The sequence below is a fragment of the Georgenia sp. X1117 genome (assembly GCF_057784635.1).
Genome location: NZ_CM173492.1, coordinates 2,828,922 through 2,845,734, shown reverse-complemented (window position 1 = coordinate 2,845,734; position 16,813 = coordinate 2,828,922). Strand labels below are relative to the sequence as shown.

Sequence of the window (16,813 nt, the reverse complement as noted above, 5' to 3'; positions counted from 1 at the left end):
CTGCGTTCACCCTTCAGCCTCTTGACCGATCGGTCTAGACTTGGACCGGACGGTCAAACACGAGGGGGACCATGCACACCACCGCCGAGAACCACACGACAGTCGACGTCCGCCGACCGGCACTGCGCGTCGACCGGCGGGCGACGGCGCTATGGGCGCTGCGGGCGCTCGTCGTCTGGGGCGTCCTGCTCGCCGCGCTCGTCGTGCCGTCCGTCGTCTGGCCGGCCGCCAGGCCCTGGCTGATCGCGCCCACGGTGGCGGTCGGCGTCGTCCTCGCGGTGCGGCTCGCCGTCGAGCCCTGGTGGCGCTTCCGAGTGCACCGGTGGGAGCTGACCGAGCACGCCGTGTACGCCACCACCGGCTGGCTCGTGCAGGAGTGGCGGGTCTCCCCGACGTCGCGCATCCAGACCGTCGACGCCGTGCGCGGCCCCCTCGAGCAGCTGCTCGGGCTCTCGACCCTGCGCGTGACCACGGCGTCGTCCTACGGCGCGGTCAAGGTCCAGGGGCTCGACCGAGCCGTCGCCGAGGAGGCCTCGACGCGGCTCGCCAAGTCCGCCGAGCTCACGGAGGGGGATGCCACATGAGCGGCGACGTCGACGCCGAGGGCACCGCGAGCGACACCCGGGAGATCGACACCCACGAGACCGACACCCCGGGAGCCGTCAACCACGACGACGCCACCCCGGGCGCGAGCGAACCGTGGATACGCCTGAGCTACCGGGTGATCTGGGTCGACCTCGCCCGGAGCCTGGTCGCCACTCTCCCGGTGCCGATCGCCCTCGCGTTCGGCATCCGGCCCGAGCTGAACGCCCTGTGGCCGTTCCTCGCCATCGCGGCCGTCGGCATCCTCGGCGCGGTCGGCGACCTGGTCCGGTGGGCGTTCACGCGGTACCGGGTCACGCCGACCCACGTCGAACGCCGGACGGGCGTCCTCGTGCGCAGCCATCGAACGATCCGGCGTGAGCGCATCCGCAGCGTCGACACCGAGGCGAAGTTCCACCACCGCCTCGCCGGGCTGCGCGTGCTGGCGATCGGTGCCGGACAGCAGACGGCGGCGGGCGAGTCGGCGCTCCACCTCGACGCGCTCACCACCGCCGACGCCGAGACGCTGCGGGCACGACTGCTCCACGAGAGCGCCCCGGACGTGGAAGAGGAAGAGGAAGAAGCGACCACCCCGGCGACGGCGACGGACGAGCCGCCTCCCGACGTCGAGGTCCTCGCGACCTTCCACACCTGGTGGGTCGTCTACCACCTGTTCAGCGTCTGGGCCTTCATCATGGCGGCCGGCGTCATCTGGGGCGGGTACTGGTTCGCGCTGACGTTCGGCGTCGACCTGCTCCAGATCGGCGGCCGGCTCGTCGACTGGTCCTCGCTCGACCTGCCCGCGCGCATCGTGGTCGCCGTCGTCGTCGGCGCCGTCGTCGGGGCCGTCGGCATGGCGGTCTACTTCGTCACCAGCTTCTGGCGCTTCGAGCTCGCCCGCGTGCGCTCGGAGGGCACGACCTTCCTGCGCACGCGCCGCGGTCTGCTCAACACCCGCGAGGTCAACCGTGACGAGGCGCGGATGCGGGGCCTGTCGATGGGCGAGCCGCTGCTCGGCCGCCTCATCGGCATGGCGGACACGAACATCATCACCACCGGCCTGAGCATGTGGGACCCGTCCGAGCCCACCGCGATCCTCCCCCGTGGGCCGATCGGCGTCGCGCGCCGCGTCGCGGGCCAGGTGCTCGGCGACCCGTCGCCGTTCGACGCGCCCCTGCGCCGCCACCCGCGCACCGCACTCCTCCAGCGGGCCCTGCGGGCGACCGGCCTCGCCGCCGTCGTCGCGGCGGCGGTGGCGGTACCGGTGCTCTCCGGCGTGGTCCCCGCGTGGGTCGGCTGGCTGCCGGTCGGGGTCTGGGCGGTCGGCCTGCTCGGCGCGGTCGTCGCCTACCGGGCACTGGGGCACGCCATCTCGGGCGAGCACCTCGTCGTGCGCTCGGGGCTGGCGACCCGCACCACGTCCGCCCTGCGCCGCGACGCCGTGAGCACGATCGCCGTGCGGCGCTCGCTGATGCAGCGCAGGCTCGGGCTGAGCACGGTCAGCGCCATGACGGCCGGCGGGTGGGGCGCGTACGAGGCCCCCGACGTCGCCGCCCGCGAGGCGGTCGCGCTCGCCAGCACTGCCGCGCCCGGCCTGATCGACGAGCTCGTCGTCCGCGAGCGGGCACGATGACACCGTGACCGACTCTCCTCCCACCTTCACGGCGGCCGCCCGGCGCCGCCAGATCATCGCCGCGGCGATCACCACCGTCAACGAGGTCGGCTACCCCCGCACCTCGCTCGCCGAGGTGGCCCGCCGCGCCGGCGTCGCGAAGAGCGCCGTCATCTACTACTTCGGCACCCGGGACGCCCTGCTCCTCCAGGTCCTCGAGCACGTGTGGGGCGACCTCGGCGAGTCGCTCACCACGGCGACCGCCCGCCACGACGAGCCGACGGCGAGACTGCGCGCCTACGTCGAGGCCTACCTCGCCCATCTCGACTCGCACCGGGCCGAGATCGCGGCCGGGGCCGAGATCGCCGTCTCGCACCGCGGCGCGGACGGGACCCCCGTGTACCTCGCCGTCGACGGCGACGACACCGCGCTGCTGCGCGACATCCTCGACCGGTGCATGGCGGCCGGATCGGTGCGGCAGATGCCGCTCGACGTCGCCGTCCTGCTCGTCGAGCACGTCATCGACGTCCCCACCACCGCGCTGCAACGCGACCTCGACGCCGACCTGAGCCTCCTGCTGCCGGAGGTCGCTACCACGCTCCTGCGCGGACTCGCGGCCGACCCGATCTGATCTTTACAGCGGCAACTTTCCTGCGGTAAGTTCGCGGCATGCACGCGAGCTACCACCACGGCGACCTGCGCCGCGCCGTCATCGACGAGGCCCTGCGGGTCATCGCCTCCACCGGCCCGGAGCAGCTCTCGCTGCGCTCCATCGCCGCGACGATCGGCGTCTCGCACACCGCCCCGCGCCACCACTTCGGCTCGCGCGACGGCCTGCTGACCGCCATCGCCACCGAGGGCTTCGACGCGCTCGCCGACGCACTCGTGGCGACCCGCGAGCAGGGCGGGAGCTTCCTCGACGTCGGGGTCGCCTACGTCGAGCACTGCTCCGCCCACCCCGCGCACTTCGCCGTCATGTTCGCCCCCGACCTCCTGCTCGACGACGCCGAGCTCGCCCGCGCCTCGGGCCGCGCCTTCGCCGAGCTGCGCGGCGGGGTCGACGCGCTCGCTGCCAACGGGGCGCTCGAGGACGCGCACGCGGCCGTCGTCGCGGGCTGGTCCCTCGTCCACGGCCTCACCACGCTCGCCCTGTCCGGCAACCTCGATCGCGCCGACCTTCTCGCCCACCACCGCGCGAGCGGCGGCCCGGGGCAGGTCGGGACAGACGACCGGCCCGACGCCGCCGGCAGCCCCGACTCCACCGCCCGGCCCGCAACCGGCCGGGACCTCTCCGCCCTCGCCCGGCGCGCCACCGGGATGCTCTACGGCTCACCGTCATGAGGAGCCCGACGTGAGCCGGCCGCCCGCACCACCACGCCGACATCACCTCACCCACGAACGAGAGGACTGACCATGTCCGACATCAACGCCGGGATCGTCCTGCTCACGGTCGTCACCATCGCGTTCGGCGGGAGCTTCCTGCTGCGCGTGGTCGGCGGCGGCGTGCCCGCCAACGAGCTCCAGCGCACCTACTTCCGGGCCGGCCACGCCCATGCCGGCATGCTCGTCATCCTCGGCCTCGTCATCGGCCTCTACCTGCGCGGTGCGGACGTCGCCGTCTGGGCCGAGGCGATGTCGAGCGGGGTGCTCATCGGCGCGATCCTCATGCCGCTCGGCTTCTTCCTGTCCGTGGTCGGCCGTGACCCGCAGCGACCGAACGCCATGCGGTGGTGCATCGCCGCCGGGGGGATCGCCGTCGTCGTGGGGGTGATCGGCGCGGGCGTGGGGCTCATCGTCGCCGGGTGAGTCGCGCCAGGAATGTCTCCGCCGGAACCGGACTTGTACCGGCCGACGGCGCGTCCACCCGTGACGCGCCGTCGGCACCGACAACGCCGACGAAAGGCAGTCCATGGCCACCCTCCCCCGTACCTCGCTCGACGTCTTCCCCGTCAACCTCGGCACCAACACCTTCGGCTGGACCTCGGACCGCGAGGCCTCCTTCGCGGTGCTGGATGCCTTCGCCGAGGCCGGCGGCAACTTCATCGACACCGCGGACCTGTACTCCGTGTGGGTCGAGGGCAACGACGGCGGGGTCTCCGAGGAGATCATCGGCGAGTGGATGGCCGCCCGCGGCAACCGCGACGACATCGTCGTGGCCACCAAGGTCGGCGGGCTGCCCACGCGGCCCGGCCTGTCCCGGGACAACGTCATCGCCGCGCTGGCGGACTCCCTGCGCCGCCTGCAGACCGACCACGTGGACCTCTACTACTTCCACTACGACGACGAGGATGTCGCGATCGCCGACCAGGTCCGCACCGCCCACGAGCTCGTGGTCTCCGGCAAGGTCCGCCACGTCGCCCTGTCGAACCACTCGCCCGAGCGGATGCGGGAGTTCTTCGCGACCGCCACCCGCGAGGGACTGACCGTGCCCGTCGCCATCCAGCCGCAGTACAGCCTGCTGCACCGCGCGGACGTCGAGAACGGCTACGGCGCGATCGCCCGCGAGTTCGACGCCGCCCTGCTGCCCTACTTATCCCTCGCCTCGGGGCTGCTCACCGGCAAGTATACCTCCGCGGCCGACATCGAGACCGTCGCGCGCAAGGACATGCTCTCCGGCTACCTCGGCGAGGCCACCTTCGACGTCGTGGGCACGCTCGTCGAGATCGCCGAGGCGCGGGGCGTGGAGCCGACGACCGTCGCGCTGGCCTGGCTGCTCGCCAAGGGCGTGACGGCCCCGATCGCCTCGGCGAGCCGTCCCGACCAGCTCCCGGCCATCATGGCTGCGCCCGCGCTCGAGCTGAGCGCCGACGAGGTCTCCCGCCTCGACGCCGTCTCGGCGCCCACCGCCCGGGCCGCCTGACGACCGTCACCGCGCACGGCCCCGGACGAGCCCGCCGCTCGTCCGGGGCCGACGTGATCTCGGTCGTCATCTCCCGCACGACCAGGCACGATGGGCCGCATGGACCCAGCCATCCACCGCGGCGAGATACCGGTCGCCGACGGCTACCGCCTGTTCGCCCGGCGCGAGGCGCGCGGCGTCTCGGCCGTGTACGAGCAGTGGGCGGAGGCGATCGCGTCCGACGACGTGCTGCTCGACCTCATCGCCACGCTCCCCGGCGGCAAGCGGCAGCCGAACCTCGTGCTGGCGGCCGCCCGGTTCCACGGGGCCGGGGACTCGGTGGCCTCCCTCCGCTCGACGCTGACCGGCCGCTGGGACGACGTCCGGCGCACCGTCCTCGGCCGGGCGACGCAGACCAACGAGGCGGGCCGCTGCGCCGTCGTGCTGCCGTTCCTGGCCGAGCTCCCCGGGCCGCTCGCCCTCCTCGAGGTCGGCGCGTCCGCGGGCCTGTGCCTCCTGCCCGACCGCTACTCCTACCGGTACTCGACCGGGACCGGGTCGGTCGCGCTCGATCCGGTCGACGGCCCGTCGCCCGTCGTCCTCCCGAGCGAGCTCGCCGGGATCGCGCCACCGACGTCGATGCCCCGGGTGGTGTGGCGGGCCGGCATCGACCTGGCCCCGGTCGATGCCGCCGACGACGACGCCCGCCTCTGGCTGGAGACGCTGGTCTGGCCCGGTCAGGAGGAACGCCGCACGCGGCTCCGCACCGCGCTGGACCTCGCCCGGCGGGACCCGCCACGCATCGTCGCGGGAGACCTGCTCGAGCAGCTGCCGGACCTCGCCCGGGAAGCGCCGGCCGACGCCACGCTCGTCGTGCTCCACACCGCCGTCCTCGCCTACCTCTCGGCCGACGACCGCGACCGGTTCACGGACCTGGTCGGCGACCTGCCGGGGCACTGGCTGAGCAACGAGGGCAACGGCGTCGTCCACACCGTGGAGGTCCCCGACGGCGCCGACGCGCGATTCGTGCTCGCCGTCGACGGGGAGCCGCGCGCGCTGACCGACCCGCACGGGCGCTCGGCGACGGCGCTGCCCCGCTGAGCGCGGCCCTCAGGCCCTGTCGAGCACCGCCCGCGCGCTCGCCCCGGGGCTGAGGTCGAGGCGCCGCAGCGTCTGCGCGTTGAGCGCGACGACGACCGTCGAGAGCGACATGAGGATCGCGCCCACCGACATCGGCAGCACGAACCCGACCGGCGCGAGCATCCCGGCCGCGAGGGGGACCGCGAGCAGGTTGTAGCCGGCCGCCCACCACAGGTTCTGCCGCATCTTGCGGTAGCCCGCCCGCGAGAGCTCGACGACGGAGAGGACCGAGCGCGGGTCCGAGCTCGCGAGCACGACGCCGGCCGAGCCGATGGCGACGTCGGTCCCGGCGCCGATGGCGATGCCGACGTCGGCGCGGGCCAGCGCCGGGGCGTCGTTGACGCCGTCGCCGACCATCGCGACCGTGCGTCCCTCGCCCTGCAGCGAGGCGACCTCAGCCTCCTTGTCCTCCGGTCGCACGCCCGCGAAGACCCGGTCGATCCCGAGCTCGGCGGCGACCGACTCGGCGACGGGCCGGGCGTCGCCGGTGACCATCGCGACCTTGACGTCGAGGGAGTGCAGGGCGTCGACGGCCTCCCGGGACTCCGGCCGGACGCCGTCGTCGAGCCGGAGCGCCCCGACCACCTCGTCGCCGAGCAGGACGTGGAGCACCGTCCCGCCGTCGGCCACCCAGGGCTCGGTGGCCGCCATCGGCTCGGCACCGCGCTCGGCAAGCAGGTACGGCCCGCCCACGGACACGCGGGCGCCGTCGACGTCGGCGCTCACGCCGACGGCCGGTGAGGCGCTGAAACCGGTGGCTGGCGGGACGTCGATCCCGCGGTCGGCCGCGGCGGCGACGATCGCGCGGGCGAGCGGGTGCTCGCTGTCGGCCTCGGCCGCAGCGGCGAGGCGCAGCACGTCCTCCTCGGTCCGGCCGGGACCGGGCTCGAGCGCCGTGACGACGGGCTCGCCGCGCGTGAGGGTGCCGGTCTTGTCGAACAGCACGACGTCGACCGCGCGCATCTGCTCGAGCGCGAGCCGGTCCTTGACGAGAACTCCCCCGCGGGCGGCGCGCTCGGTCGCGATCGACACGACGAGGGGGATCGCGAGCCCGAGCGCGTGCGGGCAGGCGATGACGAGGACGGTGATGACGCGGACGACGGCGTCGCTCGGCGTGCCGAGCGCGAGCCACGCGATCGCGGTGAGCACCGCGGCACCGAGCGCGAACCAGAACAGCCACCCGGCGGCGCGGTCGGCGAGGCGCTGGGCCCGCGACGACGAGCTCTGCGCCTGCTCGACGAGGGCGCGGATACCCGCGAGCGCCGTCTCGTCGCCGGTCGCGGTGACCTCGACGCGCAGCCCGGAGTCCGTGGCGACGGTGCCCGCGACCACCCGGTCGCCCGTCTCGCGCAGGACCGCGGCGGACTCGCCCGTGACGAGCGACTCGTCCATGCTGGCGCCGCCGTCGAGGATGCGGCCGTCGGCGGGCACGGTCGCACCGGGGCGGACGAGGACGACGTCCCCGACGACGAGGTCGGCCGGTGCCACCCGCACCACGTCGTCGCCGTCGACCTTCTCCGCCTCGTCGGGCAGCAGCGCGGCGAGGGAGTCGAGCGCGGAGGACGTGCTCGCGAGCGAGGCCATCTCGACCCAGTGCCCGAGCAGCATGATGACCACGAGGAGCGCGAGCTCCCACCAGAAGGTCAGCTCCCCCGGGAGCAGACCGAGGCGGGCACCCCACGAGGCGACGAAGGCGACCGTGATCGCCATCGCGATGAGCAGCATCATCCCGGGCCTGCGTGCCCGGAGCTCGTCGACGCCGCCCGCGAGGAAGGGGCGGCCACCCCACACGTAGATGACGGTGCCGAGCACGGGGGCGACCCAGCCCAGCCAGGGCGCGTCCGGGAGCGGATAGCCCAGGAGGTCGGCGAACATCGGGTCGAGTGCGACCGTGGGGATCGCGAGGACGAGCACGATCCAGAAGAGGCGCCGGAACTGGGCGACGTGGTCACCGTGGCCGGCATGCCCGGCGTGCCCGCCATGTCCGGCGTGCCCCGCGTGGCCGCCATGCTCTGCGTGGCCGGCATGGCCGGCGTGCTCGTCACCGGCATGCCCCGCGTGCTCGTCGTGCCTCTCGTGCTCGTGCGTGTGCTGGTCGTGCTCCGTCATACCCTCACCATATACCCCCCTGGGGTATATATCCAGGGCCCGTCGATGACCCGCTTGCCGACGCCCGGCAACGGTCCGACGGCGCACCCGCCCCTGAGCCGGGCCGCTCCCCCGCCCGGCGGTCGTGGGCGCGGGCCAGACACCGGGAGACCCGGCCCACCCGGTCCTCGGCGGCGTGCCCACCCACCCGGCACGGGGCGCAACGCCTACCGTGGGCGGGTGACACGCTCGCCCATCGCGCTGGCCGCGCTCGCGACCCTGGCCGTGCCAGGTCTCGACGTCGTGGCCACCCGACCCCCGGTCCGCACCACCACCGACTTCCAGACCGTCGGCGTGCTCGACGCCCGCGGGCGTCACTGGGTGGTCCGGACGCCGCGCACCGCGGCCGCGGGGGCCTCGCTCGAGGGCGAGGTCGCCCTCCTCGAGCGGTTCGCCGACCTGGTCGACCACCGCCTCCTTCCCTTCGACGTCGAGCGGCCCGCCGGGTTCACCCAGCTGCCCGAGGGCGGCCGCGCGATGGTCGCCCGCGAGCTCCCCGGGCGCCCGCTCGACCCGCGCGACGTCGACGAGAGCCCCGAGCTCGCCCAGCACCTGGGCCGCTCGCTGGCCGCACTGCACACCCTCGAGACCGACATCGTCGGCGCCGTCGGACTGCCCGTGTACGACATCGCCACCTACCGTCGGCGCCGCCTGACCGAGGTCGACGAGGCCGCCCGCACCGGCGACGTGCCGCCCGAGCTGGTCAACCGCTGGGAGTCCGCCCTGGAGTCCGACGACCTGTGGCCGGCCGCCGCGGCGGTGGTGCACGGGGATCTCGACGCCGAGCTCGTCCGCGTCAGCGGCGCCCAGGTCGCCGCGCTCACGCACTTCGGCGACGCGCACGTGGGCGACCCGGCGGAGGACTTCGCCTGGCTCGTCTCCTCGGTCGAGCCGGAGACCGTCGACCTCGTCCAGGCCACCTACGAGCAGGAGATCGACACCCCGGCAGACCCGTTCCTGCTCGACCGCGCCCAGCTGGCCTCCGAGCTGCTGCTCGTGCGCTGGCTGCTGTTCGGCCGGCGTTCCCAGGACACCTCGGTGGTCTCCGACGCGCGGGCGATGCTCGGCGAGCTCGCCGTCGACGTCGCCCACGCGCCCCCCATCGGTTCGGAGGTGCGGGCGATGCTCGCCGAGTCCGCACCGCCGCTCGAGCATGCGGGCGACGACGAGACCACCGACGCGATCCTCGGCGAGGACGACTGGGACGGCGCGGAGGATCTCAGCGCGGCCGATGTCGGTCCGCGCGAGCCGGACGCACCCGACGCCGACACAGACGCCGACAGCGATACCGACACCGATGCCGCTGCGCCGGCGGCCGATCTCGACGAGGAGGCGTGGCCGGCCTTCGACGTGCACCCCGGCGAGGCCGCGGGCACCCCGCAGCCCACCGCCGCCACCGCCGACCTCTCCGAGGAGTACGAGCAGTGGCGCCGCGAGGGCCGCGAGTTCTGACGACGGCGGCCCCGGGGCTCAGGCGCTGGTCTCGCCACCCGCGACGCCGCGGCCGATGGCGGCGAGGATGCGCGCCTCGACGGTGTCCTCGTCGTCGGTCCGGGCGGGCACCGTATGCGCGTGGGCCACGTAGTACAGGTAGGCCCGGACCCGCTCGACCGGGACCCCCTTGGCCCGTGACCAGGCCAGCCGGTTGATGTCGAGCTGGAGCAGCTTGGCGGGCAGCTCCGCGGCCGAGGGGATCCGCCCCGTCTTCCAGTCGACGATCTCGACAGTGCCGTCGGCATCTGTGTAGACGGCGTCGATCCGCGAGCGGAGCACGAGCGGCCCCACCCGCACCTCGACCGGCGCCTCGACGGCCGTCGGGCGCCGGCTCCCCCACTCCGAGGCCTCGAAGGCGTCCTGCATCTCGCGCAGGCGAGCGTCGTCGGACCGTGCGGCGTCGTCCAGCCGATCCGCGCTCTCGCCCTCGAGCCCCTCGAGCCCCTCGACGGCCTCGGGATCGGGCAGGAGCAGCCCGTCGTCGTCCGCGGAGGTGTCCAGGCCGGACAGGACCTGCGCCTCGAAGCGGTGCTCGACCCACTCGTGGAACCGGTTGCCCAGCTCGGCGGCGCGCGCCGGCGGGCGGGGCACGGGCCGCAGCCGCTCGAGGGCGAACCGCCCGGGGTTCTCCGCCAGCGCGACCAGGCCGGTGGCCGCCAGGTGCTCCCCGAGGGGCACCTCGCCGAGACGGGCGGCGAGCTCGTCGCGCTCGGCGAGCAGCATCGACGCCGACCGGTCCCACGGCGAGGCCCCGGGCGAGAGGTCCAGGTGCGGGCCGGCCTGCGCCGCGGCCGCCACCGCGCGGGCGGCCGCCTGCGTCCGACGCACCGCCGGGCCCTCGGCGCCGTCCGCCGGCGGCCAGACGCTCTGCCGGACGCGTCCGACCTGCGGGTTCTCCTCCGGCGCGTCGTCGGGTCGGTCAAGCACCCGGCCGGGCAGGGGTTCGACCGCACCGGTGTCGAGGGCCTCGTCGAGGAACGGGGAGCGGAACCGCGCCGTCTTCGTCTCCTCACGGTAGGAGTGCCACGTGAGCAGGAGCTCGGAGCGCGCACGGGTGACGGCCACGTAGGCCAGTCGTCGTTCCTCGGCGACGGCGTGCACACCGGCCTCGGCGCGGAATCGCGCGATCGCCTCGTCGACGGCCGTGACGTCGACCGCCTCGCTGAGGTCGAGCTGCGGGAGCCGGTCGGCGTCGCCGCGCACGCTCGCCGGGACGGCGCCGAGCTTCTTGAGCCAGGCCGACTCCTTCGGCCGGAAGTCCGCCGGGTCGGTCAGGTTCCTCGGCACCTCGACCGCGGGCATGGTCCCCAGGCTGAGGCCGGGGATCGCCACGACGTCCCACTCCAGGCCCTTGGCCCGGTGCATGGTCAGCAGCTGGACGACCCCGTGGAGCGGGTCGACCTCGCCCTGGGTGCCCGGGGTCGTGGCGTCGGCCAGCCCGCGCTCCTTCTCCTCGGCGCGGTCGAGGTGGGCGAGGAACCCGGCGAGGGTCGCCCCCTCGACGCCGGCCGCGTAGCTCGAGGCCAGGCGGAGGATCTCGTCGATCCCGGCGCGCGCGACGGCCGGCTCCTCGGTCGAGGCGGCAACGACCTCGAGGTCGATGTCGAGAGCCTCGACCCCTACCCCGACGGCGTCGGGCACCGGCAGGTGGGCGGCCGAGCGGATCCGCCGCAGTGCCCGGGCAAGGCGTTCGAGCCGCTGCCGGGCTCCATCGGTCAGTGCGTGGCCCTGCACCGTCCAGTCCTCGCGCGGCAGGTGGTCGATCGCCTCGGCGAGCGCCTGCTCCTGACGCGGGTCGATCGCCGACTCCTCGGGGTCGTCAACGAGGTCGGTGCCCCTGGCACCGGTCGCCGCGGCGTCGGCGGTGCCGAGACGCAGGCCGGCCCGGGCGATCTCCCCCGCCCAGCCCCACAGGGTCCGCAGGTCGGCCAGGCCGAGTCCGAGGCCGGTGACCAGGCGGGCCAGGCGGTCCCCCCGGGCGGGGTCGACGGCGACCTCGAGGGCCGCGCGCAGGTCGAGGATCTCGGGGCGCAGGAGGAGGCCACCGGCCCCGACGACCTGGCAGGGCACGCCGTGGCGGCGCAGCGCCTCCGCGAGGACCTCGAGCGGCGCGTTGGTGCGGGTGAGCACGGCAGCGGTCCCGCCGGTTCCGGGCTCCACGGCCTCGGCCGCGCGGAAGGGTTCGAGCCAGCGCTCGCGCAGGAGGACCGCCAGCGCGTCGGCCTCCTCGCCGTCAGTCGCGTACCAGGCCGCCCGCACCGAGCCCGGGCCGGCACCGGGCCGTGCGTCCAGCGTGGGCAGGTCGAGGGCCGAGCCCCGGCGGAGCGGCTCGGCGACGGCGTTGGCGACGTCGAGGATCGCGGTGTCGTTGCGCCAGGAGATCGAGAGGTCCCGCTGCAGGGCGGGCTGGTCGCCGCCGAACCGGACGGGGAACTCCTCGAGCGCCGCGGCCGAGGCGCCGCGCCAGCCGTAGATCGACTGGTGCGGGTCCCCGACGGCGGTCACCGCCCAGCCGTCGCCGAAGGCCGCGGCGAGCAGGTCGGTCTGGGCGACCGAGGTGTCCTGGTACTCGTCGAGCAGGACGAGGCGGAAGCGGGCGCGCAGCTCCTCGCGAACGTCGGGAAAGGTGGTGACGATCTGCCGGGCGGCATCGGCGATGTCGGCGAAGGTGGCGACGCCGCTCGCGCGTCGTTCGGCGCGCACGGCCTCGACGAGGTCGAGGAGCTCGATCCGGGCCTCGTGGCGCGCCGCGATGTCCTTCGCATCGGGCGAGGGGCCCTTCTTCCGCCCCACGAGCTCGGCGTCCATGATGGTCGAGGCCGTCGCCGACAGCTCGTGGCGCAGCCCGTCCGTGCCGACGCCCTCGGCGAGCAGCGAGGTCGAGGCGGCGTCGAGGTCGAGGACGGCGTCGACGATCGTCGAGAGCGCCGAGTCGGCGAGCCGGGGCAGCTCACCCGGCCAGCCGGCGACGACCCGGTGGGCGATCTCGTAGGTCTCGGCGTCGGTGATGAGGCGGGCGGCCGGGTCCAGGCCCAGGCGCAGGGCGTGGTCCTTGTAGATCGACTGGGCGAAGGAGTCGTAGGTGCTCACCTCGGGCCAGGCGGCCTCGAGCTCGTCGCGGGGGGTGGCGCGTCCGTGGCCGAGCGCGCGGCGCAACGTGTCGAGGCGCTTGCGCAGCCGCTCGCCCAGCTCGCCGGCGGCCTTGCGGGTGAAGGTGAGGCCGAGGACCTGGTCGGGGCGCACGCGCCCGGCGTGGACGAGGTGGACCACGCGCAGGGACATCGTCTCGGTCTTGCCCGAGCCGGCGCCCGCGACGACGAGCTGGGGCGCCAGGGGGTGCGCCATGACGCCGGCCTGGTCCTCGGTCGGTTCGTGGCTCCCGAGCAGGCGGGCGGTGTCCTGCGGGGTGACCGGGCGGCGGTCCGGTGCGGGGTCCGCGCGGTGGTCCGGTGGCACGGCGGCGCTCACGGCTGCTCCTCGGTCGGGTCGGTGGGGCTCGGGTTCGCGGGGGTCGGCTCTGTGTGGTTCGGGGCGGTGGGGATCGTGTCCGCCGGCGCTGATCCGGCGTCGCCGATCCGTCGCCCGTCCGACTGCACCGGGCAGGAGGTGCGGACCGGGCAGAACTGGCACATCGCGTTGGTGCGGACGGTGACCCGCGGGCCCGACATCTCGGTGACCGCGTCCCGGAGGAGCTCGTGCGCCCAGCCCTGGTCACCCGGTTCCATCGGTGCCTGGTCCCGTGTCCTGACCTTCACGGTGTCGGCCCCGAGGAAGACGAGCCGGGCGCCCGCGGGAGCCGGCCCCTCCCCCGCCTCGTGCCGGGCGGCGAGGGCGACCTGGTACACGCCGAGCTGGGGGTGCTGCGCTGCGTCCTCCACCGACACGTCGCCCCCCTTGCCGGTCTTGAGGTCGACGACGAGGACCGAGCCGTCGCTCTGGTGCTCGAGCCGGTCGATCCGGCCCCGGACGTGGGCGTCCCCGACGACGATGTCGACCTTCTCCTCGACGTCGACCTCCGGTCCCCCCGCGACGTAGGCGGCGAGCTTCTCGACGAGCCTGACCGCCTTGTCCCGCTCGAGGTCGGCCGCGAAACCCTCGCCCAGGTCGAGCTCGTCAATCCGTGCGTCCAGCGCTGCCCTGAGCTCCTCGGCGGTGCCGTGCGGGTGCTCCTCGGCGATGGCGTGGACGAGGGTGCCGAGCGCCTGCGAACCGGAGTCCGCCCCGTTGCCCCCGAACCGGGTCAGCGCCCAGCGCAGCCCGCACTCGGTCACCGACTCGACGGCCGACGGGCTGACCGCGACCGGCCCGTCCCCGGCGCGCAGGGGCGTCAGCGTGGTGGTGGGCAGGGCGAGCGGCCAGTGCGCCGGGTCGGCGCCGGGTACCTGCTCGGCGGCGAGGTGCGCGAGCACGCGGGCGGCATCGGCGTCGTCGGGGGTATCGGCGAGGCGACGCCTGAGCTCGGCCACCAGGCCGCGCAGGTCGCGGGCGAGGAGCTGGTCGGCGTCGGCGAGGACGCCCGCGGCGCCGGCGGAGGTCCCACCGGCACCTCGGGCCGAGGTCCCGCCCGAGCTCCGGGCGGGGAGGCCGTCGGGTGCGGACGCGCCGTCGGTGTCGGCAGTCTCGACGTCGGCCGCCATGAGCGTGTGGAACAGGGAGGGCCGGGTGTCCTCGTTCTCCACCGCGGTCACGTGCAGACGCTCGGTGGCGCGCGAGACGGCCAGCACGAGCTGGCGCAGCTCGTCGTCGCGGACCTCGCGGCGCGCGTCGGCCCAGCGGTCCGTGCCCGCGTCGCGACCGGTGACGACGTCGACGAGCGCCTGCGAGCCGAGGATCGTGTCGCGCCGCCGCAGGTCGGGCCAGACCTCGTCCTGCAGGCCCGCGACGACGACGAGGCGCCACTCCTGTCCCGCCGCCTGGGCGGCGGTGAGGATCTCGACGACGTCGCGCCGCCCGGACCGCGCCGCCAGGGTGTCCTCGGCGACCCGCTGGGACTCGATGCGCCGCACGAAGGCCGGCGCCCCGCCGGGCGTCCCCCGCTCCTCGAAGCGCTCGGCCGCGTAGAACAGGGCGAGCACGGCGTCGAGGTCGGCGTGTGCGCGCGCCGACCCCGGCCCGCCGTCCACGGCGCGCGAACGCCAGGGCTCGGCCAGGCCGGTCGCCTCCCAGGCCGCCCAGAGCACGCCCCGAGCGCCCTCACCCGAGGCGAGTGCCGTCGTCGTGGCGCGCAGGACGTCCGCGACGCGCAGCAACGGCTCGGTGAGCACCCCCGGCACACCGGCGGGCAGGGCCGCCGGCCCCTCGGCCAGCACCGCCTCGAGGGCGTCGAGGAGGACCTCGTCGGTCCCGGTGCCACGCCCGGCCGCCTCGGCCGCCACCCGCAGGGCACGCATGAGGCGGCGCAGCCCCACCGCGTCGGCCCGGCCGACCGGAGAGAGCAGGAGGTCGCGCACGAGCGGGGCACTCGCTCCCCCGTCGGCAGCGCGCACGAGGGCGAGCAGGGGCCGGACCGCCGGCTCCTCGCGCAGCGGCCCGGTGCGTCCGGCGGAGACGGGCAGCCGACGGGCGCCGAGCAGGGAGCGCAGCGCGGCGGCCTGGCCGGAGGTCCGCACGAGCACGGCGCAGTCGCCGTAGGCCAGCCCGTCCACGAGGTGCGTGTGGCGCACGAGGGTGGCGATCTCGTCCGCCTCCGCGGCCGGGCTGGGGAAGGTGCCCACGACGACGCCGGACCGCCGGGCCGGCGCGTGGCCGGGCGTGGCACCGCGGGCAGCGCCGGCGGCCGCGCCGTATCCGACGCCGGATCCGACTCCGGACGCGTCGTCGGGGGCGGCCACCGGCGACCGCCGCCGGGCCAGCCCCTCACCACCGGCGGGCAGCCGCTCGGCGAGGGCCTGCACCGCCGCGCGCAGCCGGGGGGTGCCGCGGTGGACGACGTCGAGCAGACGCACCTGCGCGCCGAAGCCGCCGGCGCCGGGCTCGGCCGCCGCCTCGGCGACGAGCGTGGGGCTGCCGCCGCGGAAGGTCTGGACGGCCACGTCCGGGTCACCGAGGAGGAGGAGGCGCGCGCCGTCGCGCACGAGCACCCGCAGCAGGCGGGCGGTGGACCGGGTGACGTCCTGGTAGTCGTCGACGACGACGAGGTCCCAGGTCGGGGTCTCCGGCAGGTCGCCGGGCTCGGCGCGCACCCCCGACGGTGGGACGGCGAAGGAACTGAGGACCAGGGCGGCCTCGTCGACGATCCGCGCGGAGTCGAAGCGGCGGAGCCGACGCCGGGGTGCTCCGGCGGTGCCCGGGGCGGTCTCGTCGCCGGCGTCCTGGGCGTCGAGGCTGTCGCGGTACTGCTGGAGGACCTCGGCGACCGCGGCCCACTCGGGACGGGAGTGCACGGCGGCGAGCCGCTGCAGGTCCTCGGGCTCGAGGGCGAGCTCGCCGGCGCGGGCGAGGATGTCGCGCAGCTCGTGCCGGAAGGCGTCGAGCCCGAGGGCGGCCTCCGGGACCGTCGACGGCCAGCCCGGTCCGACCACCTCCCCCTCGGCGTGGGCGGCGAGCAGCTCGGCGAGGATGCCGTCCTCCTCCGGCCCCGACAGCAGGGCGGGGGCCGGGCCGCCCCAGTACGCGGCGTGCTGGCCCAGCAGGCCGAAGGCGAAGGCGGCGGGCGTGGCGACCCGCACCCGCTCGTCGTGGGCACCGAGCCGGCCGGCGACCTGGTCACGCAGCCGGGAGGCGACGGTGCGGGCGGGCGTGAGCAGCACGACCCGGCGACCGGCCCGGGCGGCCGCCACCACGGCCTCGACGGCGAGCGTCGTCCGGCCCGAGCCCGGTGCGCCCAGCGTCAGCAGGTGCGGCGCGCCGGCGGCGAGGACCTCGTCGAGGACGGCGCGGGCCCCGGCGTCGAGCCGGTCCGTGGTGGGGGCGGCGGGCTCGTCCAGGCGCAGGCGAGGTCGGACCGTGGGGGGCATGGGGCCATGCAACCACGCAGCACCGACACCTCACGGGCGTGG

General features: G+C 75.4%; 11 protein-coding genes. 8 read left to right on the top strand and 3 right to left on the bottom strand.

Annotated features, from left to right (window positions below; genetic code table 11):
* The first annotated feature begins 71 nt into the window (after positions 1–71).
* From AC3D3D_RS13105 to AC3D3D_RS13075, 7 genes are all read left to right on the top strand, one after another.
* Positions 72–584 (top strand): PH domain-containing protein, encoded by a 513-nt coding sequence (locus AC3D3D_RS13105; protein WP_463663335.1) that lies wholly within the window; start codon positions 72–74, stop codon positions 582–584.
* Entirely contained in the window at positions 581–2,215 is a 1,635-nt protein-coding gene (locus AC3D3D_RS13100) for a PH domain-containing protein (protein ID WP_463663334.1), read from the top strand. The genes AC3D3D_RS13105 and AC3D3D_RS13100 overlap by 4 nt, the downstream gene beginning before the upstream one ends.
* Positions 2,216–2,219: 4 nt before the next feature.
* Positions 2,220–2,825, top strand: coding sequence for a TetR/AcrR family transcriptional regulator (locus AC3D3D_RS13095; protein WP_463663333.1), 606 nt, complete (start codon positions 2,220–2,222; stop codon positions 2,823–2,825).
* 38 nt (positions 2,826–2,863) lie between these two features.
* Positions 2,864–3,535, top strand: a complete 672-nt coding sequence (locus AC3D3D_RS13090; RefSeq protein ID WP_463663332.1) for a TetR/AcrR family transcriptional regulator — start codon at positions 2,864–2,866, stop codon at positions 3,533–3,535.
* A gap of 72 nt (positions 3,536–3,607) precedes the next feature.
* On the top strand, positions 3,608–4,000 hold the full coding sequence (locus AC3D3D_RS13085) for a hypothetical protein (protein ID WP_463663331.1): 393 nt from the start codon (positions 3,608–3,610) through the stop codon (positions 3,998–4,000).
* Positions 4,001–4,103: 103 nt separating this feature from the next.
* Positions 4,104–5,054 carry an aldo/keto reductase gene (locus tag AC3D3D_RS13080; RefSeq protein WP_463663330.1) on the top strand — a complete coding sequence of 317 codons (951 nt, stop codon included), beginning with the start codon at positions 4,104–4,106 and terminating at the stop codon, positions 5,052–5,054.
* A gap of 99 nt (positions 5,055–5,153) precedes the next feature.
* Positions 5,154–6,134, top strand: coding sequence for a DUF2332 domain-containing protein (locus AC3D3D_RS13075; protein WP_463663329.1), 981 nt, complete (start codon positions 5,154–5,156; stop codon positions 6,132–6,134).
* Between the two features lie 9 nt (positions 6,135–6,143).
* Here AC3D3D_RS13075 and AC3D3D_RS13070 read toward each other — a convergent pair whose 3' ends face one another.
* On the bottom strand, positions 6,144–8,282 hold the full coding sequence (locus AC3D3D_RS13070; protein ID WP_463663328.1) for a heavy metal translocating P-type ATPase: 2,139 nt from the start codon (positions 8,280–8,282) through the stop codon (positions 6,144–6,146).
* 219 nt (positions 8,283–8,501) lie between these two features.
* Here AC3D3D_RS13070 and AC3D3D_RS13065 point away from each other — a divergent pair, with 219 nt between their 5' ends.
* Positions 8,502–9,773, top strand: a complete 1,272-nt coding sequence (locus AC3D3D_RS13065) for a phosphotransferase (RefSeq protein WP_463663327.1) — start codon at positions 8,502–8,504, stop codon at positions 9,771–9,773.
* Positions 9,774–9,791: 18 nt separating this feature from the next.
* Here AC3D3D_RS13065 and AC3D3D_RS13060 read toward each other — a convergent pair whose 3' ends face one another.
* Positions 9,792–13,283, bottom strand: coding sequence for an ATP-dependent helicase (locus AC3D3D_RS13060; protein ID WP_463663326.1), 3,492 nt, complete (start codon positions 13,281–13,283; stop codon positions 9,792–9,794).
* The gene (locus AC3D3D_RS13055) at positions 13,280–16,771 is read right to left on the bottom strand and encodes a PD-(D/E)XK nuclease family protein (protein ID WP_463663325.1); all 3,492 of its coding nucleotides are present in this window, start codon (positions 16,769–16,771) and stop codon (positions 13,280–13,282) included. Before AC3D3D_RS13055 ends, AC3D3D_RS13060 begins: the two co-directional genes overlap by 4 nt.
* Between the last annotated feature and the right edge of the window lie 42 nt (positions 16,772–16,813).